Source organism: Agrobacterium sp. P15N1-A (assembly GCF_044626815.1).
Lineage (GTDB): Bacteria > Pseudomonadota > Alphaproteobacteria > Rhizobiales > Rhizobiaceae > Agrobacterium > Agrobacterium leguminum.
Map to the genome: position 1 here is coordinate 862,653 of NZ_JBIUPF010000001.1, position 25,030 is coordinate 887,682.

Genomic DNA, 25,030 nt, shown 5'->3' on the forward strand with positions numbered 1-25,030 from the left:
GGACCCGCGCCTTTTACCCACTCGCTCTTGTCGGAGATATGGGACAGCCCCGTTTCATGCCCGAAAAGAATTCGATGACGTGCAAACGAGTTTAGAGAAATTTGGTTCCAAGACAACCATCCGGTGAAAGGCGGATGAAGATGAAACGCCTGCTCGTGTCAGGCTTCCACCTTTACGTCGGTCAACGGGCGTGAGCAGCAGGCGAGAATATAGCCTTCCTCGATTTCCTCATCGAGAATGCCGCCATTGTGGTTCATCTCCACCTCGCCGGAAAGCTTCAGCACCCGGCAGGTGCCGCAAATCCCCGATTCGCAGGCCGCCCCGATACGGACGCCGGCGGCGCGCGCCGTCATCAGAACCGTCTGGCCGGGCTGGCAGGGCATTTCTTTGCCGGAAAGGGTGAAACCCACCATCGACAGCGCCTCGCCATCCGCCCCGGTGAGGACAGTTTCACCAACGGTGACCGGCGCAGCCGGCGCGAAACTTTCCTGATGATAGCGGCTCATGTCGAAGCCGGAAGCATCGAGCATCGAGCGGACGGCGGCCATGAACGGCTCCGGCCCGCAACAGAAGACGGTGCGCTCCATGAAATCATGCGCGAGCAGCGCGATCTTGGCCTTGTCGACCATGCCCTTCAGGCCGGACCACAGATCGGTGCGGCCGCATTTCTCGACAATGAAGCCGAGAGACAGGTTCGGCATGAACCGGGCGAGATATTCCAGCTCGTGACGGAAAACGATATCGCCGGGTGTGCGCGAACAATTGATGAAGGCAATATCGCTCTGCGGGGCGCGGTCGCTCATGTCGCGCACCATCGACATCATCGGCGTAACACCGGAGCCTGCCGAGATGAACAGATATTTGTCGCCGGGATGCTTGACGTAGGAAAAGTCGCCGAGCGGCCCGAGCGCCCGGATTTTCATGCCGGGCTTCAGATTGTCGAACATCCAGCGCGTGCCAATGCTGTTGGCCTGCGCCTTGACCGTGACCGACAGCGCATAGGGCCGCGACGGGCTGGAGGACAATGTGTAGGTGCGGTAAAGCGGCTCCTTGCCCACCGGCAATTCCAGCGTGACGAACTGCCCCGGCAGATAACGGAACCAGTTCTGATCCTCCGAGCGGAACAGGAACGTCATCACATCAGGCGTCTCGGGCGTCACCGAGATGCACTCCAGAAGCTGGAGCTTGTCGCTCCATGGCTTCATCTCATCGATATGCTTATAGGTCACAACCATATTCATCTTCGCATCACGCTACAGCCGAAAGCCGGGCCTTATCGCCCGAGAGCCGGTCGACCATGAAATCGGAGTACCAGTTGACGAACTGCATCACGCCGCCCTCGTCCTCCATGGAATAGGGGCCGGGCTCGTAGGCCGGGGAACGAATGCCGAAGGCATTTTCCTCGACGATGCGGCGGTCCTGGTCGTTGGTCTCGTTCCAGACGTGGGTGAGATCCTCGAGATCGTAGTCCACGCCTTCGACGGCATCCTTGTGCACCAGCCATTTGGTGGTGACCATGGTTTCCGTGGCGCTGAGCGGCAGCACCCGGAAGGAAATGGTGTGGTCGCCGAGGAAGTGGTTCCAGGTCGTCGGATAATGGAACAGGAGCAGCGCGCCGATATGGCTGATGCTGACATCGTCTGACAGCGGCCGGCGCACGGCGCGCTTGCCGGACATGGTGTAGCTTTCCGCTTCGCCGATCAGCGGCATGCGGGCGACGCGGAACTGGCCCTTGGGGTCGATCTTGAAACGGCTCGGCAGGCCGGCGGCCTCGCAGCGCGCCCAGTGGCCGCCGATCTCGGGATCGCTCGCACCGCCGTCTGTTCCCGTCACGCTCGGGTTTTCGGGATAGGTGCGGCAGAGTTCCGGGTGGTTGGCGGCGCAATGGTAGCACTCGCGGTTATTTTCCCAGACGAGCTTCCAGTTGCCCTTTTCGATGATGGTGCTCTCATGCGCGACCTTCGCCTCCCAGATGCGGTGCGGCGCCATGTAGCTCTCGACTTCCTTGCGCATGGGCTCGAAATCGGCCGGCTGATCGGCAAGGCAGATGAAGACGTAACCGGCGACGGTTTCGCAGGCGACCGGCTTCAGGCCGAAATCGCCCTTGTCGAACTCTTCGCCCATATGGCGCGCAAACAGCAGCTTGCCGTCGAGATCGTAGGTCCACTGATGATAGGGACAGACGAGGCGGGCCGACTGGCCCTTCTGCGTGGTGCAGACGCGCGAGCCGCGATGGCGGCAGGAATTGTGGAAGGCGCGGATCTGCCCGTCGCGGCCGCGAACGATGACCACGGAATAGGCGCCGACCTGCACGGTGAAATAGCTGCCGGACTTCTGCACTTCGCAATCATGGCCGACAAACAGCCAGTCGCGATACCAGATCGTTTCCATATCCAGCTTGAAATAATCCGGGTCCGTGTAGAAGGGCTGTTCCAGGCTGAAGCCTTCGCGGCGGTTTTTCAGCTGGCGCAATACGGTATCACGCAATTCCATGGCCAAATCCTCGATCAAACCGCCCTGCCCGACACCATTTGCGGGGTTGCGGAAGCATGTCCTCATCTAAACACCGGCGCTCATTTGCGGCAGCACAAACAGCGACATTACCTTCCGCATTGGCGACAAATTGCGACATGCGCAATTCGCCCTCTCAGCCCATTCCGCTGGGAAATCCGACGGCTATTCAATGACGGAAATGACGTCGCAATATGACGCATGATGGCGCGCGTCCTGCTCCCCACCCATAAAAAAACGGGGGATGCGGCGCAACGGAGTATTAACGCGCCCTAAATTATCTTGCCGGATCGACAGCAACGAGGGTGTTCCCGGTGGAGAAGGCGACACGCATACGCTATTTCGATGCGAGCAGGCATTCGGTCACACCGATACGCTCGAAGACCGCGCATTCCGATTTTCTGCGGACAGGGCGTATCAGCCGTTATGAAGAACGATGGCTGCCGAAAGAACGCGTCTATTACAGCCATGACGAAGTGGCTGCGCTGACCGGGCGAAAGCTGGAAGCTGCCGCCGATGCCACCCACAGCCGTCTGAACGGCTTTCACCAGTCCATCCGTTTTCCGAAGATGGTTTTTCACCATCTGCTCAATGACCGGCCGCATCTCGGCTATTGTCACGTCACGGCGGCGAAAACCAGCTTCGATGCCGAGCGCCATGTGCTCTGGTCCTTCTATTTCGCGAATTTCTTCGCCGAGCTGAGCGGGGCAGAAAACTTCTTCGAAAATATCGATGCGCGCTATTCGAGGATGTATTTCGCCGTCGCTATCAACGCGCTTCCCGATCAGGAACTCGCCGTCGATACCTCCGTGCATCGCGGCGGCCTGCTGTTCCAGACCCACGATCCGCGGGTGGCACTGAAAAACGTGCTCATGCTCGGCGCGCGGTCCGAGGAGATGCGCAGGATCATCAAGGCGATATAAAACTTTCCATAGGCCTCTGAAATACGCTATTGACCGCCCTGAAAGGCAGCATCATGGCGCGTCATATCGATATAGAGAAAGAGCGGGAAACGGCCCTGCAGGCATCCGTGGCGGAGCTTGCCGCCGGCCAGCCCATCGCCCTGCCGACGGAAACGGTCTATGGCCTTGCCGCCGACGCCACCAATCCGGCGGCGATTACCCGCATTTACGAGACAAAAGGCCGGCCGCAGTTCAACCCCCTGATCTGCCACATGGCCGATATCGCCATGGCTGAACGTTACGCCGTGTTCGATCCCATATCGCTGAAGCTCGCCGAGGCCTTCTGGCCCGGCCCGCTGACGCTGGTGCTGCCGCTGAAACCGGCAAGCGACATTCATTCGCTGGCGACAGCCGGTCTCGATACGGTCGGCATTCGTGTGCCCCAGGGTTTTGCAGGCGATCTGATCCGACGCTTCGACAGGCCGCTCGCCGCCCCCAGCGCCAATAGTTCCGGCAAGATCAGCCCCACAAGTGCCTCTCATGTGGAGGCGGATCTCGGACAGAAGATCAATCTCATTCTCGATGGCGGCGCGGCCGCCGTCGGCGTCGAATCCACCATCGTCAAGGTGGAAGAGGATGGCCGGGTGCGGCTGCTTCGTCCCGGCGGCATCGTTACCGCGGACATAGAGCGCATTGCCGGCAAACGGCTCGAGCGGCCGAAAAAAGCCGCCGCCGCCATTGAAGCGCCGGGAATGCTCGCCTCGCATTACGCGCCGGCTGCTGCCGTGCGCCTTCACGCCACATCGGTTCTGGCGGGCGAAGCGCTGATCCGCTTCGGCGGCATTGCCATTGCCGGCGAAGCGACGGCGCGCACCGTGCTCGATCTCAGCCCTTCCGGCGATCTTTCCGAGGCCGCCGCCAATCTCTTCGATTATCTCAAAGCCGCCGATGCGAGCGGCGCAGACATGATCGCCATCACCGCCATTCCCACCCATGGTCTCGGAGAGGCGATCAACGACCGCCTTTCCCGCGCCGCCGCGCCGCGAGGCTGACGGCACCCAATCCTTTCGCCCATGTTTCAAAAGACAGCGAGACGCCGCCCATGACGACCACCGCCATCCCCTCCTCCGACATCCTCGACCGCTTTACCGCCATTGTCGGCGAAAAGAACGCGGTCCGCGACCCGGCGGAAATGGCGCCGCGCCTCGTGGAAAATCGCGGGCTTTATCGCGGCGCCTCGCCGCTGCTCATCAAGCCCGCTTCGGTCGAAGAGGTTGCCGCCATCCTGAAGCTCGCCAGCGAGACCGGCACCCCCATCGTGCCGCAGACCGGCAATACCGGCCTCGTGGGCGGACAGACGCCCCGTGCCGAAGGAACGGACATCATCCTGTCGCTGGAGCGCATGAACCGCGTTCGCGATATCGATCCGGTCGCCAATATCATCGTCGCCGATGCCGGCTGCATTCTCGATGACATTCACAAGGCTGCTGATTCCGTGGAGCGGATGTTCCCGCTGTCGCTCGGCTCTCAAGGGTCCTGCCGCATCGGCGGCAATCTCGCCACCAATGCCGGCGGCACGGCGGTGCTCGCCTATGGCAACATGCGCCAGCTTTGCCTCGGGCTGGAAGTGGTGCTGCCGACCGGCGAAATCTGGAACGGGCTGCGCCGGCTGAAAAAGGACAATACGGGTTATGATCTGCGCGATCTCTTCATCGGCTCCGAAGGCACGCTTGGCATCATCACCGGCGCTGTGCTGAAGCTCTTCCCGAAACCGCTCGGCCATCAGGTGGCCTTTGCCGGTCTCAGCTCCACCGAAGACGCGCTGAAGCTGTTCGAGATGGCTTCCAATCTCTGCGGCACGGCGCTGACCGGTTTCGAACTCATGCCGCGAATCGGCGTCGAATTCACCGCCCGGCATATTCCCGGCGTGCGCGATCCCCTGGAACAGCCGCATGAGTGGTACGCGCTCATCGATATTTCCACCTCTGACTCGGCCGAAACGGCGGATAGCATGATGCAATCGCTGCTGGAGCGCGGTTTTGAGGCCGGGCTGGTTCAGGATGCGGTGATCGCCGCGTCCGAAGCGCAGCGGCAGGCGCTCTGGCACATGCGCGAAAGCATGTCGGAGGCGCAGAAACCCGAAGGCGGCTCGATCAAGCACGATGTTTCCGTTCCGGTGTCGAAAATACCGGAATTCATGACGACGGCGGAAAAGGCGGTTCTTGCCGCCATACCCGGCGCCCGCGTCTGCGCCTTCGGACATCTGGGCGACGGCAATATTCATTACAATATTTCCCAGCCGGTGGGTGCCGACAAGGCCGAATTCATTGGCCGCTGGCGGGACATGAACGAGATCGTGCACGGCATCGTGCTGTCGCTCGGCGGTTCCATTTCGGCCGAACACGGCATCGGGCAATTGAAGCGCGACGAACTGGCCGCCATCCGCCCCGGCATCGAAATGGAACTGATGCGGCGCATCAAACACGCTTTCGACCCCGCCGGCATCATGAACCCCGGCAAGGTTCTGGCCGGGTAAAGCAGCCCCCCGAGGTTAGGCCGAGGCCCGCAGCGCCCAGGCGGGCACCATTTCCGCATTCAGCCGGCGCGGTTTCTGCGCGCCGACAAATTGCGTCAGGCTCATGCCCGATTTCGCAATCGACACGGCATGCTTCTTTGGCAGAAGATATCCGTGTTCCAAGGGCGGAATACGCCGCAGCATACGGCTGAAGACATTGCGCCGGTGATAGCGCGAGGGCGAGAAACGCGCCGGCTGCGCGCAGATCGCCACATATTCGAGAATCTCGTCGATCCAGCCGGCCTGCGGGCGCGCGCCCGGCTCGATCAGAAGCAGCCAGCCGCCGCGTGCGGACTTCACCACGTCTTCGATGTCCCACTGCCCATAAAAACGGCAGCCGGCGGCATCGGCTACGCGCGACGATCCATCGCGCGAACCGTGATCGAGAATCACAACATCGCTTACAAGCCCTTCCACGGCCCCGGTTACAAGCGCAGACAATGTGTGCGCCAATTCCGGCTCGTGATCCCGGCATTCCATTATGACTGTCAACATCTGCATAGCTCTAACGCATCGCACAATAAATTGCCACTGTGCTCATCGCGGTAAAATCCAGGGCTGTCCTTCCCACCGACCGCGCAGTCTCCAGACGTGGCCGCGCCTGTCGCGGTCACATCCATCTCTGGAGAACGAGCCGAATTTGCAATTTTGTTCTTGTATTGTTCTCATTCCTGATGTAGGAATTTAATCATTCGGAAGGCGGTTGAAAGCCTGTCCGGATGGAAACGGTTTAGGGCGTTGAGCGTGCCTTGAGAGGCGTGCGGCGTCCTGGGAGCATCCAGATGAGAAACCATACGCTTTCGGGGCAGGCTGCCTTCCAGCCGAGCCATATGCCGGATATTGCCAATGCACTGGCCGATGCATCCGGTCTGCGCATCGAGATCGACCGTCGTCGCGGCCGTGGCGCCGGGCTGAACCCGGATGGACGCTTCGAGACCCTGCAGCACGAGGTTTTCGACGATGGCTGGCAGACTCTCGAGGACATGCCGGAATTCCGCACCGAGGTGCAGGTGGAGAAGCCGCGCAGTATCATCACCCGCAATGAATCGCCCGACATCCCCTTCGACCGCTCCATCAATCCCTATCGCGGCTGCGAACATGGCTGCATCTATTGTTTTGCGCGCCCTACGCACAGCTATATGGGGCTTTCCGCCGGGCTGGATTTCGAAGCCAAGCTCTTCGCCAAGCCGGATGCGGCGAAGCTGCTGGAACGGGAACTGGCGAAGCCGGGCTACAAGCCGCGGGTGATCGCCATCGGCACCAATACCGATCCCTATCAGCCGATCGAGCGCGAATGGCGCATCATGCGGCAGATACTGGAAGTGCTGGCCAAGGCCGATCACCCCGTCGCCATCGTCACCAAATCGGCGCTGATCAAGCGGGATATCGATATTCTCGCGCCCATGGCCAAAAAGGGGCTCGCCAAGGTCGGTATTTCCGTCACCACGCTGGACCGGAAGCTCGCACGCAACATGGAACCGCGTGCCGCCACGCCGGAGAAGCGGCTGGAAGCGGTCAAGGCGCTGACCGAGGCCGGCATTCCCGTGGCCGTGATGATGGCGCCTGTCATTCCGGCGCTCAACGATCATGAGATCGAGCGTATTCTCGAGGCCGGCAAGGCAGCGGGAGCGACAGAAGCGTCTTATGTGCTTTTGCGTCTGCCGCTGGAGGTGAGCCCGCTGTTCCGCGACTGGCTGCTGCGCAACTATCCGGACCGCTACCGTCATGTCATGTCGCTGGTGCGCTCCATGCGCGACGGCAAGGATTACGACGCGGAATTCGGAAAACGCATGAAGGGCGCCGGCCCCTATGCCTGGCAGATCGGCAGGCGTTTCGAGATGGCGACAAAAAGGCTCGGCCTCATCCGCCGCGGCATCCACCTGCGCGACGATCTCTTCGTGCCGCCGGGCGGTGCAGGCGTGCAATTGTCGCTGCTTTGAAAGACCGACGCTGAAAACAATCCCGCCCGATCGAAGCACCATACGGAACGTGCGGCGATATCAGGCGGAATATGACAGGGAGCGGCGGCCTCTCTTTTTGATCGGCCACGCTCCACGAAATGCCCGACGGGTTTTCCCTGGCCCGCCGGACATCGCCCCCGGAACCGCCGCCTCGCGTGCGATCGTTTTTCCTCCGCCGCCCCGTTGGAGGATCAAAGGTCATGATGACCTTCGGGGCACGGTGAGCCACGCCCCTCGACCCCGGCTCACCGCGCCTGTCATCGCCCGCTTCCGGGGGCTTGCAGGAGATCGGGTGTGTGTGCCAGTTTCGCCGCATGAAACGCACGGCCACACCCGATTCTCCTGCTCTTTTTGATCTTGCCGATACCGGTCCGGATTTTTCCTTCGAACTGGAAGCGAAAAAGAAGGGCCTCTGGCCCGTGGCCGGCACGGATGAGGCAGGACGGGGACCTCTGGCCGGACCGGTGGTCGCGGCAGCCGTCATTCTCGATCCGGACAATATTCCCAAGGGGATGGACGATTCCAAGAAGCTGACGAAGCAGAAGCGGGAAAGCCTGTTTGTACAGATCATGGAAACCTCGATCGTATCCGTCGCCTCTTCCGGCCCCGGCCTGATCGACAGCATGAATATTCTGCGCGCCAGCCTCGACGCCATGCGCCGCGCCGTGCTCGGCCTCGAAATCTCCCCTGCCCTCGTGCTGGCCGACGGCCGCGACCGCCCGCCCGGCATCACCTGCGAGGCCAAAGCCGTCATCAAGGGCGATTCCCGCTCCCTCTCCATCGCCGCAGCCTCTATCATCGCCAAGGTGACACGCGACCGGATGATGGAACGTGCTGGTTTGGTTCATTCGTCCTATGGTTTTGACGGACATGTAGGGTATGGCACGCCAGCCCACCTGCGCGCCATCGAAAGCCACGGGCCCTGCCCGCTGCACCGGATGAGTTTCAGGCCACTGAAGCGGGAGTGATGACAAGTAATGGAGTTCCAACCAGAACCTCCGCTATCGACCCGATCTGGACATCGACGAGCAACTATGCGCACCGTAAATCATGTCCCTGACGCAAGACCTCGAGAAAATTCTGGAAACTGTCCTGCCAACCGATCCCAGCTTTCGGCGGATCGAACAGGCGATGATAGACAGCTGCATTTGTGACACTCGACGATACGCTTGGGAGGGCTCCGAAGAGGCCTTTCTGTTTTCCGCGATGCGCCTGCTCGCACTTCCCGACAACGGACACACACGGCTGATCCCGAACGATTCCATCTCGGTGCTCCCGCTGAGGTTTGTGAGCGTCGGAACGGTGGTGCAGTTAACTGACACGGCACTGGAAACAACTGCGCCAAGAGGAGAGCTGATAGCAGTCAACGGCACACCTTTGGGCCAGATTGAAGCCGCCGCAGAGAAATTTCTGGCGGGAACGCGCCAGAGGAAACGGGTCATCGGTCCGATTCTTCTCGCATGGCCGTATGCATTGGCCCACCTCGGTTTTTCTTCAAAAGAGAACACGACTGAATATCGCGTGAAAGACGAGAAGGGGCGGGTAACCGATTTGAAAGTGGAGAACGGGCATACGGTTCCTGCATCGATGCTCTACCCGAGAAACGAGCATGGCAAGGCTGATCCGGCCTGGAAACCCGAGAGATTCGTGGAGATCAAGGACTGGCAGGGGCTTGGGCTTTCAATATCATTGCCAAGTTTCTTCGACCCAGGCGAAACTGCGCTGCCGAAAGCCATCTCCGGTGCAGCGGAGCATGTAAGCACCTGCCCGAACAAAAAACTCTTGATTGACGTTCGCGGAAACACGGGTGGCGACTTCCTTCAAACGATGCCCTTGATCGACGCCATCTCTGAAAACGCAGGCAGGCAGGTTGCTGTGCTTGTCGACAAATTCACGTTTTCCGCAGCGATAGTGTTTGTAGCCATCCTCAAACATCGTTTGGGACATAGGCTCAAACTCATCGGGGAAGAAATGGGCGACGGGTTGAGATTTTTTGCCGAGGGAGGGTTGCTCGATTTGCCGACTAGCGGAGCGGTCGTTCGATACTCATCAGCCTTTCACGACTGGGAGAACGGAACCAGCAACGAAACCACACCGGCTGAAATCGCGCAGCAAATGGTCCCGGCAGGAAAACTGAATTTGGATTGGGAAGGGGTCATAAGGTCGACTGCTGAGAATGCACAAGGCGTGTTCTACCAACAAGTTCTAAAGAGCCTGAACGATTAGACGAGCGGCGGCTAAGCCCACACTGCTGACGGTCGACCCTCGGAAAAAGCTGCGCCAGGTATGGAATGGCCGCTTTCGCTTTCGGCGCCGCGGCAATCAGGCGACGCACACTTCATCCATCCGCTTCTGGCGCAAAGCGGAAGCGCAATCCGACATTCAGCATCAAAAAACACTAAAGCCAATCATCGCCACCTCCGAGGGGGCCTGCTGGAGCGAATGCCGCATTTCCATAGTGCAGGCGACATCATATTCCTAACCAGCCTTACCACCTCAAACAAAAACCCCTCACGGCTTTCGCCGGAGGGGTTTTGAACAATACCGAGATAAATCTCAGTTCAGCTTCGACTTCACTTCGCCGATGGTGGCGGTGAAAAGCTTGGCCTTTGCGGCAGCGGTGGTTTTTTCGGCAATGAGCTTCTCGGAAGCGGCAATGGCGATATCCACGGCGGCGGCGCGGACGGCGCCGATGGCGTCGTCTTCGGCCTGCTTGATCTTCTGTTCCGAAAGGGCCGTGCGGCGGGCGACGAATTCTTCCGTCTTCTGCTTGGCTTCTTCCGTCAGGGCTGCGGCCTCGCGCTCGGCGGCGGCAACGATACCTGCGGCTTCGGCTTCTGCTTCCTTACGCTTGCGCTGATATTCGGCCAGCAGGTGCTGAGCCTCTTCGCGCAGGCGCTTGGCTTCGGCCAGCTCGTCCTGGATGTTCTGGGCGCGCTCGTCCAGGGATTTGGCGAGCATGCCGGGAACCTTGAGATAGGCAACCAGAACGAAGAAGAGGACGAGACCGACGAGAGCGAAAAATGATGCATCAAATGCCATATCAGGCTCCCTTCACGTTCGAAGCGGCGGCAATCGCTGCCTTGACGTCCGTGTCCTTGACCTTGGCGCCGACCAGCTGGTCGACAATCGCGGTCGCGGTTTCTTCGGCGATTGCGCCGACATCGGCGAATGCCTGTTCCTTGATGCCCGCAATGCGCTTTTCGGCGGCGGCGAGCTTTTCGGCAAGACCGGCTTCGATAGCGGCGCGGTCGGCATCGGCCTTCGCCTTTGCGGCGTCCCGGGCCGCAGCGCCGATGGAGCCTGCCTTGGCGCGGGCTGCCGCGAGTTCTTTTTCATAGGTTTCGACGGCAGCGTCTGCTTCGCTTTTCAGCCGTGCCGCTTCATCGAGATCCTGTGCGATGCGTCCGTGACGGTTTTCGAGAATGCCGCCGACGCGCGGAACGATGACCTTCTGCATGAGCAGGTAGAAAAGGCCGAACGTGATCGCCAGCCAGAGAACCTGCGATGCATAAGTAGACTGGTCGAACGGCGGGAATACGCCGGAAGCGCCGTGTTCGGCGCCGTGCGCCACACCGGTTTCCGTGTGCGTGGCTTCCGGTTGCGGCTGGCCGACAGCCGGAGTTTCCGTATGCGTTTCACCTACGGTCGGTGCTGACTGGGCATAAGCCTCGGTCACGAACATGCTCACCTCCAGGGGTACTGCAAATGCGAAGGATCACGGCACGCTATATCGCGGGCCGTGATCCAGACCTGATGCCGATATTAAACAGCGAACAGGAGAAGGAGAGCAACGAGCAGCGAGAAGATGCCCAGAGCTTCCGTAACGGCGAAGCCGAATACCAGACGGCCGAACTGGCTGTCGGCAGCAGAGGGGTTGCGCAGTGCGCCGGACAGGTAATCACCGAAGATACGGCCGAGTGCGAGGGACGTACCAGCCATGCCGAGGCATGCGAGACCTGCGCCGATGTACTTTGCTGCTTCCGCTTCCATGTGAGACTCCTTGAGATATTGGTTGTTGCGGCTGTTTTTGACGCCCGTTGCCGGGGCCAGCGACTTTACTTCTCAGTGACCACCATGCACGGCGTCGTTCAGGTACATGCAAGTCAGTACCGCGAAGACATAAGCCTGCAGGAAGGCAACGAGAAATTCGAGAGCGGTCATGGCGACCGTCATGATGAGAGGCAGGACAGCACCGCCGACACCGAGCGCGCCGAGCGCGCTCATGGAGGCGACGAAGCCTGCGAAAACCTTGAGCGTGATGTGGCCGGCCAGCATGTTCGCGAAAAGACGAACCGAAAGGCTGATCGGACGCGACAGGAACGAGATCATTTCAATCGACGCCACAAGCGGCAAAAGCGCCTTGGGCACGCCCGAGGGGGCGAAGATGCCGAAGAAATGCAGGCCATGTTTCCAGAAACCGTAAACCAGGACCGTGCCGATGACGAGGCAGGCGAGCGCGAAGGTGACGATGATCTGGCTGGTGACCGTGAAGAAATACGGGAACATGCCGAGAAGATTGGCCGTCAGCACGAACATGAACAGCGAGAATACGAATGGGAAGAACACCATGCCCTTCTTGCCGGCGCCTTCGCGCAGCATGGAGGCGATGAATTCATAGGACATTTCCGCGACGGACTGCATGCGGGTCGGGATCAGACCGCGGTTCGACGTTGCGAAATAAAGGAAACCGGAAGCCGCAGCCACGGTCGCGACCATGAAGAGCGACGCATTGGTGAAGGAAAAATCGACGCCGCCAATTTCGATCGGAATGATCGGCTGCACCAAGAACTGATGGGTCGGATCGTTTGCCACCGGCTGCCCTCTTTACCTGTCGCCGCTTGTCGCGGCATCTCAACTGCAAGAAAAAACAGCTTAAACGCCGCCTTTTCCACCCTCGTCTCGCCTGTCCGCCTTTTCCAGCAGCGGCGGCTTGGCCACCGCGCCGGTCGAGCGCAACACATTCAATACGCCTGCGCAGAAACCGAGAAGAAGAAGAACGATCATCCCCCACGGCGTCGTGCCGGCAAAATAGTCCAGAAGATAACCCAGCATAGCGCCGACCACGATGGCCGAGATGAACTCCGATGAGAGCTTAACCGCCATCGCAAAGCCCTTCCGGCTTTCCGCAGCGTTGGTCTCCGCCCTCACTTCCGCCTCATCCTCCGCCTTCACCTTGGCCAACTCGTCAGCAAGGCGCTTGCGGCGCTCGTCCAGACTATCGTCACGGTTGCCAGTCATCTTAAAATCCCACCCGTTTTCTCCGTTCCAGCCATGCCAGAACCCTTTGGAGTTGTAAACGGTGACGGATTAAGCCTGTTCCAGCCCGCTCTGAAGTCGCGCGCAACATAGTTTTAGGGGCTTCTCTAGTCAAGGCACTGGCGACGGTTGTTGCAGCACAAATTAATCATGCAAAAACAACAGCTTGACCTCAAATCGCCGTTTGACCGCGATGTTTCGCAAAGGAATCGGCATTTTTGACACGCAAAATGCGATAAATCGGCGGTGGTATCAGCTCCAGCCGCCACCATAGGTACGGTAAAAGACGTGCAATCCGATTCTGCCGACCTTCTTCATGGTGCGGCCCCAGGCGGGACGCACATAAACGGCGTGATAATGGGTTGCCGACCCCACTTCCTTCAACCAGATTTTGCCGGCGGTGGTGGCCATGGCCACTTCGCGCGCCATTTTCCAGTGGCGTTCGGAATTCACGCGGTCCTTGATATTGTCGCAGGCGAAGGAAAACTGGCAGCGGTTGCGCCAGTCCTTGTTCTGATAGACGACGCCGCAGATGGTTTTCGGATAGGCGGGATTGCGCACGCGGTTGAGGATGACCTGCGCCACCGCCGCCTGCCCCTTCACCGATTCTCCGCGCGCCTCGAAATAGATGCCGGAGGCGAGGCATTGCTGTTCGGCTGCGGAAAACACCGCCGCCGGCAGCGGCGTGGCTGCCCAGGCGTGGTCGTCCTCGGCGATCTGCGGCACGAAACGGCCGGCCTCGGGCTTTTTGAGAATGGCGTCGAAGGGCGACTCGCGGGCGAAATCCGGTTCGGCCGGCGCATAGGCCGTGGCAAGAATATCCGGTGTGCGATTGGTGATGAGCTCGGCCAGCATCGGCGAGACGCTTTTGTCCGCCTTCTTTTCCTCGCGGCGGAAATAGAAGGAGGCGAGTTCCACATCCTTGCCGCGCTTCGGCTTGACGAAAGCGGTGCGATCCTTGCGCTTCAGCGGCTCGATATCCAGCATGCTGGTGCGCTGCAGAACGGAACCGGCGGTGAAGGCCTTGGGCGGCTGCATGATTTCGGTGGCGACGATGCGGCCCTTCTTGGCGGCGCGGTTGACGCGCTCGCTGTCGGGCGTCGTTGCCTCGCCCTTCTTGTTGGTGACGAAGGCGACCTTGCTGCCATTGGGCAGGGTCATGCCGCCGCCTTGCAGCGCCGCCTCCCCTGCCGCATCGTTGAAGGTGAGCGAGGCATTGTGCACCGAGCCCGCCGGAGAGGCCGTCAGCACCATGCGCCATTGCTCGCCGCCATTGTCCAGACCGGCCAGAAGCGAGGCCAGATCCGCGCGCGCAGCGAGGGAAGGAAAAACGAGCCAGGCGGCAAGGCCGAAGACGACGGGCGAGGTCCATTTTGACGCCCACCCCTGAAGGGACACGGGGGACCGACGACGCATTACTCTTTTCGAACGCAAAACCAGCACTCCGAACACCGACAACCATATTTGCTACAGGTGTTCGAGAATCTCTTATTAACCTTGATGCTTGGTTAACGCCGCGCGCGGACGCGGCTTCACGTTAATGTGTAACCACATTCTAATGCGCGTGGCGTGGAGTCGAGTTCGCATGTGCCGATCATAACTGTCCCGCAGGGCATCTCCACATCCGTCATTCCGGCCTCGAGCCGGAATCCAGCCGACGCGCGTCGGCGCGGCGTAAAAACTCCTTTCAGCCCAGGGACTTGGGCTGGCTGGATACCGGCTCAAGGCTGGTATGACGGAAAGAAGGAGACCGCCCAGCTACATTAAGGGCATGCCCACTTCATCAGACGACGACGTGCGAACCCAGTTCCACCACGCGGTTGGCCGGCAGGCGGAAATAATCGGACGGATCGGCGGCGGTTTCGGCGAGCGCGATGAACAGGCGGTTCTGCCAGCCCGGCATGCCCGATTTCGGATCCGGCACCAGCTTGCGGCGGCCGAGATAAAACGAGGTCGACATGATGTCGAACTTGTAGCCGGTGCGCCTCAGATACCCCAGCGCCTGGGTGACGTTCTGGGTTTCCATGAAGCCGAAATGCAGTTCGACCACGGCGAAACGGTCGCTCATCTTCGTCAGCGTATAACGATCTTCGGGGTGAACGCGCGGCTGGTCTTCGGTGCGGATCGTCAGGATGACGTTCTTGTCGTGAAGGACGTGATTGTGCTTGAGATTATGCAGCAGGGCCGCCGGCGCCGTTTCCGGATCGCCGGTGAGGAAGATGGCCGTGCCGGGCACGCGCACCGGCGCATGGGCGCTTTCCTTTTCCACCGAGGCGATGAAAGCCTTCAGCGGCACATCGATGCGGCGGGTCTTGGCGAAGAGGATTCTCGAACCGCGCTGCCAGGTGGTCATGATGACGGTGAAGGCGATTGCCAGCAGCACCGGCACATAACCGCCATCGTGAATCTTCAGGAGGTTCGCGCCGAGGAAGATCAGCTCCAGCGCCAGAAGCGGGGCCAGAACGGCAATTGCCAGCCAGACCGACCATTGCCAGCGCTTGCGCACGAATTCGAAGAACATCAGGCTGGTGACGACCATCGCGCCGGTAACCGAGATACCATAAGCGGTGGCCAGCGCATCGGAACTCTTGAAGGTGAGCACGAGAGCGACGACGCCGAACAGCAGGATGGTGTTGACGGCCGGCAGGTAAATCTGCCCGGTATTGGTTTCCGAGGTGAAGAGAATTTCCATGCGCGGCAGGTAGCCGAGATGGATCGCCTGACGCACCAGCGAAAACGCACCTGTTATGACCGCCTGGCTGGCGATGATGGTGGCGGCGGTCGCCAGAATGACGGCCGGCAGGATCGCCCATTGCGGGAACATCAGATAGAAGGGATTGGACATCGCCGCCGGGTCTTTCAGCACCAGCGCGCCCTGCCCGAGATAGTTCAGCGTCAATGCCGGAAAAACCAGACAGAACCACGCCCACTGGATGGGACGGCGGCCGAAATGGCCGAGATCGGCGTAAAGCGCTTCCGCCCCGGTGATCGTCAGGAAGACCGCGCCCAGCACAACGATGCCGTAGAAGCCTTCATTGGCCAGAAACTCCACCGCATGCCATGGGTTGAAGGCAAAGAGGATGCTGAAATCATCGGCGATATGGAGGAGACCGGCCAGACCCATGACGATGAACCAGACGGCGGTGATCGGCCCGAAGAATTTCGCCACCGTGCCCGTGCCGTGGGACTGGATGGCGAAGAGGCCGATGAGAATGCCGACGGAAATCGGGATGATGAAGGCGTCCATCTCCGGCGTGACGAGCTTCAGGCCCTCAACCGCCGAAAGCACCGAAAGCGCCGGGGTAATCATGGCATCACCCAGAAACAGCGCCGCACCGATGAGGCCGAGCACGATGAGGACGCTGCGGTGGGTGCCCGCCGTTTTCATCAGCAGCGCCAGCAGCGACAGCGTGCCGCCTTCGCCGTCATTGTCGGCGCGCAGCAGCAGGGTAATGTATTTGAAGGTGACGATGATGGTCAAAGACCAGATCATCAGCGACGTGAGGCCGATGACTTCTTCCTGCGTCACGCCATCATAGGCAATGGGCCGCAGGGCCTCGCGGAAGGCGTAGAGCGGGCTGGTGCCGATATCGCCATAGACGACGCCGATGGAACCAAGGATCGCGGCATAAAGCCCCTTGTTCCTGTGCTCGTCATCCGCATCCGGTTTCTCGGCAAGATCCTTGTCAACGATCTGGGACATGATGATCCTGGCTCCTCAGAGCCAGCCCTTCCAACGAAAAAAGAGAAACGGGATGATGGCGGACATCAGCATGACGATGAGCGCGAGTGGGTAACCGAATGTCCAGTTCAACTCCGGCATGAGCTGAAAGTTCATTCCATAAACAGAGGCCACCAGCGTCGGCGGCAGGAACACTACCGAAGCGATGGAAAAAATCTTGATGATGCTGTTCTGCTCGATATTGATGATACCAAGCGAGGCGTCCAGCAGGAAGGTCAGATTGCCGGAAACGAAGGAGGCATGTTCGTTCAGCGACTGGATATCGCGCCCGATCGACTTGCCCTGTTCCCTCGCCCCCTTGTCCTCGCGAGCCTGATCGCTGGTGGAGAGGAAGGTCTGGAGCCGCGCCAGCGATGCGAGGCTGACGCGGACCTTCGAGATCAGCCGGTGATAGGCGGCGATATTGGTCAGGCGGTCTTCGAGATAGCGCGGCGCCTTGCGTTTGGAACGCGCCTGGCTGCCAAGAATGTCGGCGGCGAGATTGTCGATGCCGGCGACCGAGTTTTCGAGGATTTCCGCCGTGCGGTCGACGATTGTTTCAAGCAGCTTCAACAGCAGCGCCGTGCCGCTGCGCATCTCGTGCGGCGCGCGGGTGATGGCGGCAATGAAAAGGTGGAATGATTTCGGCTCGGCATAACGGATTGTCACCAGACGCTTGCCCACCAGAACGAAGGCGACATCGGTGAGGCGCGGATCATCCGAATCCGCCTTCCACACCAGAGATGCGGTCATGAAGACATTGGCGTCTTCCATATAAAGGCGACTGGAAGGCTCGATATCCTTCAGGTCTTCGCGCGTCGGCAGCTCCACGCCCAGCAGCTTTTCCACATGCTGCTCTTCCGCCCTGTCCGGATTGACGAGATCGATCCAGACGATGTCGTCGGGAATCTGTCCGGAGCCGTCGTCTGACGACAGGCTGATCGCCTCGCAATTGGCGCGATAGGCTTTTATCAATCCGTTTCTCCGCTCCACATTGCAGGCTTCAGCCGCAATGCTGCTTAACATATCCTGTTTGCGCTCGGCAAACCCCTGGACGACACTTCAGGGAACGCCGGAACGAGCGGGATTTTTACAATCTCGCCAGCCCGATGGACCAAGAGCCAAACGGCGCAGGCGTATGCGCCCAAAGCGAGATGCAATCAAGCAATATTTTTTCTCGACAGCATTGCAGGCGAAGCATTTCTGCAGTTCAAATCCGGAAAGCCTGCCCGATACTGGCGATTAATCTTTTGTTTTCAAAGGATTATTCAAAGCGGGCAGAGACCTGCCCGATTTGCGCCCATGATTGCCGCGCTACTCGAAAACGATCTTCGGCGCCGCTTTTCTTTCGCCCGCACCGATGCGCGCCCAGACTTTTTCGGCAATATCGCGATAGATCGCGGCCTGCGGGCCATTGGGCTCGGCGGCGACGACAGGCGTTCCGGCATCCGACATTTCGCGGATGGAGATGGTGAGCGGCACTTCGCCGAGGAAGGGCACGCCGATCCGCTCGGCTTCGGCCTTCGCGCCGCCATGGCCGAAAATATCGTAACGCGCGCCGGTATCGGGCGCGATGAAATAGCTCATATTCTCGATGACGCCGAGCAGCGGAACCTCCACCTTGCGGAACATGGTGATGCCCTTGCGCGCATCGATCAGCGCCAGATCCTGCGGCGTGGAAACGATGACGGCGCCGGCGAGCGGCACCTGCTGGGCGATGGTAAGCTGCGCATCGCCGGTGCCGGGCGGCATGTCCAGCACCAGCACATCCAGTTCGCCCCAGGCCACCTCGCGCAGCATCTGCATGAGGGCGGACTGCACCATCGGCCCGCGCCAGATCATCGCGGCTTCCTCATCCACCAGAAAGCCCATGGACATGACCTTCAGCCCGTAATTTTCCATGGGAAGGATGATGCGGTCTTCCTGCTGCTGCGGGCGGCCGGAAATTTTCAGCAGTCGCGGCAGCGAAGGGCCGTAAATATCGACATCGAGCATACCGACCTTGAGGCCGAGCGACTGGAGGCCGAGCGCCAGATTGACCGCGGTGGTCGACTTGCCCACTCCGCCCTTGCCCGAGGCCACGGCGATGATGGCCCGCACACCCGGGACGCCGACCTTCGAGGAGCCGGGCTGTTGGGTCGGCCGGCCGGTTGCGGCGGCGGGGCGCGCGGGTGCGGGTTGCTGCTGGCCGGGCTTGCGGTCGGCCGTCAGCGCCACGACCGCGCCGACGATACCCTCCACGCTTTTGGCCGCCCGTTCGGCGGCAAGCCGCAACGGCTCCATCTCCGCAGCCTTGTCGGCCGGGACAGTGATCGAGAAATAGGCCTTCGCATCGGCGATGAAGATTTCCGAGACCATGCCGAGTGCGACGATGCTCTTGCCGCTAACGGGATAGATCACCGTTTCCAGCGCCTTTTCAACCTGGCTCCTGCTGACCTCTGCCATATTCCTGCTCCGCTTCATCATCCGACCGGGTATTGCGTGCCATCCATAGACAAGCCGGAGCGCTTCGCCAATGCCAAAGCGCGACAGTCAGGCATTCGCGACGATTTAACGCTGCGGTTTCAGATTTCGTCGTCCATCGCCAGCGTTTCCGGATCGAAAACATGGCCGTCGAAAAAACAGTCGGGGCCGAGCACCAGACCCGTGCGGGATGCGCCGACATGAACAGGCTCGCGCAGCGTGCCCTCGAGCTTCAGATTAGCACCCGGCACCGGCACGAAAAGCGGCTTCATCGCCTTGCGGAAAATATCCGGCCGGTAGGCGTTGCGGGCCGCCTCCACCACGGCGGGATCGAACCGGCAATCAGCGGAAACCTCGCCCCAGCGCAACATCTGGCTGAAGAACCACAGGGCCTGGCTCTGCCAGGGAAAATTGGCGGCCTTGGCGCTGGTCACGAAAAACTCCTGAAAACGCTGCATGTCCCGCTGCGAGGTGGAAATATAGCCCGTCAGCGCCGGCAGCAGGAATTCGCCGTTCTCATCCATATATTGAGGGGCAGCGAGGATACCCGCAAGTTCCTCGATATTGGCGGCATTGGCGCACCATTCGCCGGCGCGGTAAAGGGCGCGCAGCAGCCCTTCGAGAAGGGCTGGGTTGTCCTCCGTCCACCGCTTCTTCGCGGCCAGTATCTTTTCCGGCGCGTTGTGCCAGATCAACGCCCCGGTGGTGACGATCCGGCCGGCGCCGCCGAGCACCACGGCGCTGCCCGCCGGTTCGGCGGTACAGAGCGCATCGACCTTGCCGCTTTCCAGGAGCCCCGGCATCGCCTTCGGCAGGGCCTCGACGATTTCCATATCGCGGCCGAGTAGCACGCCGCAGCTTCCGAGCAGGTAACGCAGCGCATAAAACGGCGTGGAGACGATATCCTCGACCGCAAAGACCGGCGGATTTCCGCCCGCCGCCCGGCGCGCGGCGCAGACACGGGCCATGGCGCGTCCAAAAGCCGCCGGGTCCGGCAGCTTCAGCCCTTCGCGGTAGAGTTCGTCATAAAATCCGTGGGAAACGGTCGTTGCGGATCCGCCGAGGGAAAGCGTGAAAACGCCGACAATATCGGCCGGCAGATCGTCGAGGCCGACAGCGGAGCCGACCGGAACCGGAGCGGGCAGATGTGCGACGTGAACGCCATCCTCGCCAAGCGTCGCAAGCACGGCGCGGGCGGACTGTTTTCGGAAAAGTTCGAGTTCTATGCCTTCATCGGCAGCAAAGCCTTTTTCGGCAGCGGCTATCAGCACGGCGCAATCGATAGTCGGAGAAAATCCTGCTTTTACCTTATGCCGTTCCGGCAAACGATTTCTCCTTTCCGGTGATTCGAAAAGAGGATCGCCCAGGAAGCGGTTTATCACAATGATAAAATTAAGATTTCGCTATTTTATCAGGCCGACCCGCAGCGCTTTTGCGACGGCCTGGGTGCGGTTGACCGTGTCGAGTTTTTTCGTCGCACGGTTCAGGTAATGATTGATGGTATGTTCCGACAGCATCATGATTTCGGCGATTTCGGCGCTGGTCTTGCCGGCGGCGGTCCAGTTCAGGCAGTCGATCTCCCGCTCGCTCAGGGTTTCGGGAACCCTGAGATCGAGGCGACGGATTTCAGATAGCCGGGCAAAGACATGGCTGGAAATGTAAAAAAGCTCCGCAAGCCGGCTGGCGGGCACAGCAGTCTTGTTGCCGGAAAAAGATACCGCGCCGCGCCGCATGGTGATGTCGTGAACGGGGAACCAGACCGAATTGATCATCTCGAATCGTTCGAAAAGGTTGATCACGGTTTTTTTGGCGATTTCTCCGTCGCCCCTGACCAGAAAATCCATGGAGACGGAAAAGGGGACGGTCGTTTTTTTCAACTGCGCCATCACCCGGCTGGTCTGGAGCATGCCCTCTTCATCGTAACGCTGCAGAAGCTCGGCCGGCCAGCTGGTGATGATCGTATATTGCGACAGTTCGCTCGCCACTTCCGAAGACAGGTCGAGCACCATGAAAGCCCTGAATTCCCAGGCCTCCGTCAGCCGTTTCAAAAACCGGAATATATCGAATTGCGTGTTGAGATCGGCGATCTCGCAAACGCAATCAACACCAATCGACTGAACGGCGGCCGTCTCTGTTTTCTGCATCAAAGCTGTTCTTCGAGAATGAGAAAATGCCGCCGCAAAGGCCCGCCCTTGCCCGGAAATTGTTGCGGATGTTACTCACCAAAACGATTCATGCAAACAAAAGTTGAAAACTTAATTCAGAATAGTCGAAAATAATATCGAACGCATCTAAATGGGTGCATGGCGGCCTTTCTGCACGGGAAAATCCAGGGACTGCGCGCCCTGTTTTCTTCAACCATCCGCAACCGGGGATAATCTGCAGGCAAGATCGTCGGAAATCCTGTCGGCGGTCTCGCGCACGAGCGGCCCCCATTTGCGGAGCTGTTCCACATCCACGCGATAGGCCGGGCCGGTGACGGAAATCGCCGCGCGAAAATTGCGCCCAGGCGCCCGGACCGGCGCGGCGACACAGTGAATTCCGATCTCGTGCTCCTGAAGGTCGAACCCGTAGCCGTTGTCGCGAATGGTCGCCACCTCCGCCATCAGCGCTTCCGGCGTCGTGACCGTGCTTTCCGTGAAGCGATGAAAATCCAGTTCCCCAGCCAGCTGCGCCAGATCGTCGGCAGAGAGCAACGACAGCGCCGCCTTGCCCACCCCGGTGCAATAGGCTGGCGAGGTTTTGCCGACCTGCGAATGCATGCGTAATGTATGCCGGCCCTCCATCTTGTCGAGATAGGTGACCTGCCTGCCGTTCAGCACGGCGAGATGTACCGACTCCTGCGTCATCTCCTGCAGCGCCGCCAGATGGGGGGCCGCGACGCTGCGCAGGTCGTTGCCGCTCCAGGCTTTCGCGGCCAGTTGCAGCAACCTCAGTCCCACGGCATAGGTCTGATCGGCAGCGTGATCGACAAGGCCTTCGGCGACAAGATGGGCGAGCTGGCGGTGAACCGTGCCCCGCGGCTGGCCGCAGGCTTCGACCACATCGGTAAAGCGCATCGGTTTTTCAGCAAAGGCGATCAGCTCCAGCAGCGAAACGGCCTTGCCGAGGGTGCCCGTCTCAACTCCGGCTTTCCGTTGCGTCACCGGAACCGTATCAGGCTTTTGCCCATTGGGCTTTTTATTATCGGGCATGGCAACATCCACCATCATCTGCCTTGACATAAGCGTGACGCCAAGAGAATAATTCCATTTAGTAAAATCTAGTTCCAAATAATGGAACAATCAAGCCTTTCATGGACGAGATGACGCCGATGACGCAAGCCCAATTTCCGGACCTCAAGGATGCGGGCGTGCTCGTCACCGGCGGCGGTTCCGGCATCGGGGCATCGCTGGTGGAAGCCCTTGCGATGCAGGGCGCGAAGGTTTCGTTCATCGATATCGCCGAAGAGCCGAGCCTGGCGCTCGTCAAGCGGCTTGCAACGACGGCGCCGCATCCGGTCCACTTCTTCAAGACCGACCTTCGCGATATTGCGGCGATCGGAAAAACGGTGGCGGCCGCGGCTTCCGCCACCGGCGGCATCAAGGTGCTGGTCAACAACGCCGCCTGGGACGACCGCCACGACATAGACACGGTGACGGAAGCCTATTGGGACGCCAATCAGGCGGTCAATCTCAAGCAGATGTTCTTCACGGTTCAGGCATCCCTGCCCTATCTGCGGCAGGCGAAAGATGCGTCCATCGTCAATTTCTCGTCTATCTCGTTTCTGCTCAACATGGGCGAACTACCCTCCTATGCGGCGGCCAAGGCCGGCATCATCGGGCTGACGAAAAGCCTTGCCGGCCGGCTGGGGCCGGAAAATATCCGCGTCAACACGCTGCTGCCCGGCATGATCGTGACGGAGCGGCAGAAGGAACTATGGCTGACGGATGAGGGCATTGCCGCCACAACCGCGCGGCAATGTCTGAAGCGCACGCTCGTCGCCGCCGATCTGGCGGGGCCGTGCCTGTTTCTCGCATCATCGGCATCGAGCGCCATTACGGCGCAATCCATAATCGTAGACGGAGGCCTCCTATAATGTCTGAACCCGCTTTCATCGCCGTCGACTGGGGTACGACCAGTTTCCGGCTCTGGCTCATGAGCCGATCGGGCGCGGTGCTGGCGGAGCGCAGAAGCACGGAAGGCATGACCACCGCCATGCGGACCGGTTTTGCCGATGTGCTGCAATCGCATCTCGACGCCATCGGCGCGCCGGAAGGTTTGCCGGTTCTCGTCTGCGGCATGGCAGGCGCGCGGCAGGGCTGGGTCGAGGCGGGTTATATCGACGTGCCGGCATCGCTTTCGGCGGTTCTCGACGGCGCGGTTCGCGTGCCGGGCCAGGTGCGGGATGTGCGGATTCTGCCGGGGCTGGCGCAGCGGGATCAAAACGCGCCCGACGTGATGCGCGGCGAGGAAACGCAGTTGCTCGGCGCTCTCGCCTCCTCGGAGGCCGGTGAAAAGCTCGTCTGCATGCCCGGCACGCATTCCAAATGGGTGACCGTGAAGGATGGCGGCGTGACCGGCTTTGCCACTTTCATGACCGGCGAACTCTTCGAAGTCGTCTCGAAACAGACGATCCTTTCCCATGCCGTGGCCGAGGCCGAAGCCTTTACCGGCGAACATGCGGTTTTTACGGCGGCGGTGCGCGATATCTATGCCAATCCGCAGCTTGCGACCAATCGCTTTTTCACCCTTCGCTCCGGCCAATTGCTGCACGGCCTCACCGCCACCGACGCCAAGGCCAAGCTTTCCGGCATCATGATCGGGCTGGAAATCGCCGGCGCGCATTCCACCGCCCGGCGCGAGATGCCGGTGGTGCTGATCGGTTCGGGTGCGCTCGGCGCGCTTTACGAAGGCGCCTTCACCGCCCTTGATATCCACTATACGGTCATCGATGCAGACGAGGCCGTGCGGCGCGGATTGCTGGCCGCTGCAAATGCCATCTGGCCATAAAAAGAAAGATCGACCATGCGTATTCCCTTCCCTTCCATTAAATATCCGCTGATCGCCATCCTGCGCGGTCTGAAACCCGAGGAAACCGAAGGCGTCGTCGGCGCGCTGATCGAAACCGGCTTCCGCGCCATTGAAATTCCGCTCAATTCGCCCGATCCGTTCCGCTCCATCGAGATCGCCGCGAAGATGGCGCCCGCCGATTGCCTGATCGGCGCGGGTACCGTGCTCAGCGTGGAAGACGTGGCCTCGCTGGATGCGGCCGGCGGCAAGCTGATGGTGAGCCCCAATGCCGATGCCGATGTGATCGTTGCCGCGCGCGTCAAGGGCATGGTGACGATGCCGGGTGTTCTCACCCCCACCGAGGCGCTGGTGGCCGCGAAGGCCGGCGCGACCGGGCTGAAATTCTTCCCCGCCAGCATCATCGGCCCCGCCGGCATCAATGCGATCCGGACGATCCTGCCGAAGGATCTGGTCATTGCCGCCGTCGGCGGCGTCTCGGACAAGAATTTTGCCGAATATACCTCGGCCGGTATCGTGGCTTTCGGGCTTGGCACCAGCCTTTACAAGCCGGGCATGACGGCGGCGGAGGTGCGCGAACGCGCCACTGTCACACTTTCAGCCTATGATGCAGCCATCGGAGGATAAG

The 25,030-nt window shown here is 60.4% G+C and carries 24 protein-coding genes; 9 read left to right on the forward strand and 15 right to left on the reverse strand.

The genetic code is table 11. The annotated features are described in order from the left end of the window. Positions 1–158: 158 nt before the first annotated feature. Both ACIK7D_RS04300 and ACIK7D_RS04305 read right to left on the reverse strand, forming a co-directional pair. Positions 159–1,241 (reverse strand): hybrid-cluster NAD(P)-dependent oxidoreductase, encoded by a 1,083-nt coding sequence (locus ACIK7D_RS04300; RefSeq protein ID WP_035237666.1) that lies wholly within the window; start codon positions 1,239–1,241, stop codon positions 159–161. A gap of 7 nt (positions 1,242–1,248) precedes the next feature. Continuing rightward, complete coding sequence (locus ACIK7D_RS04305) at positions 1,249–2,493, reverse strand: aromatic ring-hydroxylating dioxygenase subunit alpha (RefSeq protein ID WP_078051484.1); 1,245 nt, start codon at positions 2,491–2,493, stop codon at positions 1,249–1,251. Between the two features lie 332 nt (positions 2,494–2,825). On the opposite strand from ACIK7D_RS04305, the gene ACIK7D_RS04310 reads away from it, so the two are divergent. Genes ACIK7D_RS04310 through ACIK7D_RS04320 form a run of 3 tightly spaced genes read left to right on the forward strand, consistent with a single transcriptional unit; the run spans position 2,826 to position 5,949 of the window. Beyond that, the gene (locus ACIK7D_RS04310) at positions 2,826–3,434 is read left to right on the forward strand and encodes a DUF6656 family protein (protein ID WP_065654341.1); all 609 of its coding nucleotides are present in this window, start codon (positions 2,826–2,828) and stop codon (positions 3,432–3,434) included. Positions 3,435–3,487: 53 nt separating this feature from the next. Further along, positions 3,488–4,465 (forward strand): L-threonylcarbamoyladenylate synthase, encoded by a 978-nt coding sequence (locus ACIK7D_RS04315; RefSeq protein WP_400156014.1) that lies wholly within the window; start codon positions 3,488–3,490, stop codon positions 4,463–4,465. Between the two features lie 50 nt (positions 4,466–4,515). Beyond that, positions 4,516–5,949: an FAD-binding oxidoreductase gene (locus tag ACIK7D_RS04320; RefSeq protein ID WP_400155703.1), complete on the forward strand. Its 1,434-nt coding sequence runs from the start codon at positions 4,516–4,518 to the stop codon at positions 5,947–5,949. Between the two features lie 15 nt (positions 5,950–5,964). Here ACIK7D_RS04320 and ACIK7D_RS04325 read toward each other — a convergent pair whose 3' ends face one another. Continuing rightward, the gene (locus tag ACIK7D_RS04325; protein ID WP_003521054.1) at positions 5,965–6,483 is read right to left on the reverse strand and encodes a hypothetical protein; all 519 of its coding nucleotides are present in this window, start codon (positions 6,481–6,483) and stop codon (positions 5,965–5,967) included. A gap of 287 nt (positions 6,484–6,770) precedes the next feature. On the opposite strand from ACIK7D_RS04325, the gene ACIK7D_RS04330 reads away from it, so the two are divergent. From ACIK7D_RS04330 to ACIK7D_RS04340, 3 genes are all read left to right on the forward strand, one after another. Then, complete coding sequence (locus ACIK7D_RS04330; RefSeq protein WP_020810756.1) at positions 6,771–7,928, forward strand: PA0069 family radical SAM protein; 1,158 nt, start codon at positions 6,771–6,773, stop codon at positions 7,926–7,928. 335 nt (positions 7,929–8,263) lie between these two features. Then, entirely contained in the window at positions 8,264–8,917 is a 654-nt protein-coding gene (locus ACIK7D_RS04335) for a ribonuclease HII (RefSeq protein WP_400156015.1), read from the forward strand. An 82-nt stretch (positions 8,918–8,999) separates the two neighbouring features. Further along, positions 9,000–10,175 carry a peptidase S41 gene (locus tag ACIK7D_RS04340; protein ID WP_400155704.1) on the forward strand — a complete coding sequence of 392 codons (1,176 nt, stop codon included), beginning with the start codon at positions 9,000–9,002 and terminating at the stop codon, positions 10,173–10,175. 330 nt (positions 10,176–10,505) lie between these two features. Here ACIK7D_RS04340 and ACIK7D_RS04345 read toward each other — a convergent pair whose 3' ends face one another. From ACIK7D_RS04345 to ACIK7D_RS04400, 12 genes are all read right to left on the reverse strand, one after another. Continuing rightward, complete coding sequence (locus ACIK7D_RS04345) at positions 10,506–10,991, reverse strand: F0F1 ATP synthase subunit B (RefSeq protein WP_020810758.1); 486 nt, start codon at positions 10,989–10,991, stop codon at positions 10,506–10,508. A 1-nt stretch (position 10,992) separates the two neighbouring features. After that, the gene (locus ACIK7D_RS04350) at positions 10,993–11,634 is read right to left on the reverse strand and encodes a F0F1 ATP synthase subunit B (protein WP_059760786.1); all 642 of its coding nucleotides are present in this window, start codon (positions 11,632–11,634) and stop codon (positions 10,993–10,995) included. An 80-nt stretch (positions 11,635–11,714) separates the two neighbouring features. Then, positions 11,715–11,942: a F0F1 ATP synthase subunit C gene (locus tag ACIK7D_RS04355; protein ID WP_003494147.1), complete on the reverse strand. Its 228-nt coding sequence runs from the start codon at positions 11,940–11,942 to the stop codon at positions 11,715–11,717. A 72-nt stretch (positions 11,943–12,014) separates the two neighbouring features. Then, on the reverse strand, positions 12,015–12,764 hold the full coding sequence (locus ACIK7D_RS04360; protein ID WP_003521045.1) for a F0F1 ATP synthase subunit A: 750 nt from the start codon (positions 12,762–12,764) through the stop codon (positions 12,015–12,017). Positions 12,765–12,824: 60 nt separating this feature from the next. Beyond that, positions 12,825–13,190 (reverse strand): AtpZ/AtpI family protein, encoded by a 366-nt coding sequence (locus tag ACIK7D_RS04365; RefSeq protein ID WP_035261818.1) that lies wholly within the window; start codon positions 13,188–13,190, stop codon positions 12,825–12,827. Between the two features lie 270 nt (positions 13,191–13,460). Further along, positions 13,461–14,624: a cell wall hydrolase gene (locus ACIK7D_RS04370; RefSeq protein ID WP_400155705.1), complete on the reverse strand. Its 1,164-nt coding sequence runs from the start codon at positions 14,622–14,624 to the stop codon at positions 13,461–13,463. A 367-nt stretch (positions 14,625–14,991) separates the two neighbouring features. Then, the gene (locus ACIK7D_RS04375) at positions 14,992–16,911 is read right to left on the reverse strand and encodes a potassium transporter Kup (protein ID WP_127756282.1); all 1,920 of its coding nucleotides are present in this window, start codon (positions 16,909–16,911) and stop codon (positions 14,992–14,994) included. 15 nt (positions 16,912–16,926) lie between these two features. Continuing rightward, positions 16,927–17,904 (reverse strand): magnesium transporter CorA family protein, encoded by a 978-nt coding sequence (locus tag ACIK7D_RS04380; protein WP_170985763.1) that lies wholly within the window; start codon positions 17,902–17,904, stop codon positions 16,927–16,929. A 339-nt stretch (positions 17,905–18,243) separates the two neighbouring features. Further along, positions 18,244–19,374 (reverse strand): Mrp/NBP35 family ATP-binding protein, encoded by a 1,131-nt coding sequence (locus ACIK7D_RS04385; protein WP_400155706.1) that lies wholly within the window; start codon positions 19,372–19,374, stop codon positions 18,244–18,246. Between the two features lie 119 nt (positions 19,375–19,493). After that, on the reverse strand, positions 19,494–20,717 hold the full coding sequence (locus tag ACIK7D_RS04390; RefSeq protein ID WP_269314411.1) for a CmpA/NrtA family ABC transporter substrate-binding protein: 1,224 nt from the start codon (positions 20,715–20,717) through the stop codon (positions 19,494–19,496). A gap of 78 nt (positions 20,718–20,795) precedes the next feature. Then, positions 20,796–21,536 (reverse strand): autoinducer binding domain-containing protein, encoded by a 741-nt coding sequence (locus ACIK7D_RS04395; protein WP_400155707.1) that lies wholly within the window; start codon positions 21,534–21,536, stop codon positions 20,796–20,798. Positions 21,537–21,746: 210 nt separating this feature from the next. Beyond that, the gene (locus ACIK7D_RS04400; RefSeq protein ID WP_400155708.1) at positions 21,747–22,616 is read right to left on the reverse strand and encodes an IclR family transcriptional regulator; all 870 of its coding nucleotides are present in this window, start codon (positions 22,614–22,616) and stop codon (positions 21,747–21,749) included. 71 nt (positions 22,617–22,687) lie between these two features. Between ACIK7D_RS04400 and ACIK7D_RS04405 the strand changes: the two genes are divergently transcribed. The 3 genes from ACIK7D_RS04405 to ACIK7D_RS04415 are packed head-to-tail and all read left to right on the forward strand — an operon-like array spanning position 22,688 to position 25,029. Continuing rightward, entirely contained in the window at positions 22,688–23,470 is a 783-nt protein-coding gene (locus tag ACIK7D_RS04405; protein WP_269314409.1) for an SDR family NAD(P)-dependent oxidoreductase, read from the forward strand. Beyond that, positions 23,470–24,384 carry a 2-dehydro-3-deoxygalactonokinase gene (locus ACIK7D_RS04410; protein ID WP_080817596.1) on the forward strand — a complete coding sequence of 305 codons (915 nt, stop codon included), beginning with the start codon at positions 23,470–23,472 and terminating at the stop codon, positions 24,382–24,384. Before ACIK7D_RS04405 ends, ACIK7D_RS04410 begins: the two co-directional genes overlap by 1 nt. A gap of 15 nt (positions 24,385–24,399) precedes the next feature. Further along, the gene (locus ACIK7D_RS04415; RefSeq protein WP_003521032.1) at positions 24,400–25,029 is read left to right on the forward strand and encodes a 2-dehydro-3-deoxy-6-phosphogalactonate aldolase; all 630 of its coding nucleotides are present in this window, start codon (positions 24,400–24,402) and stop codon (positions 25,027–25,029) included. Position 25,030 lies beyond the last annotated feature (1 nt).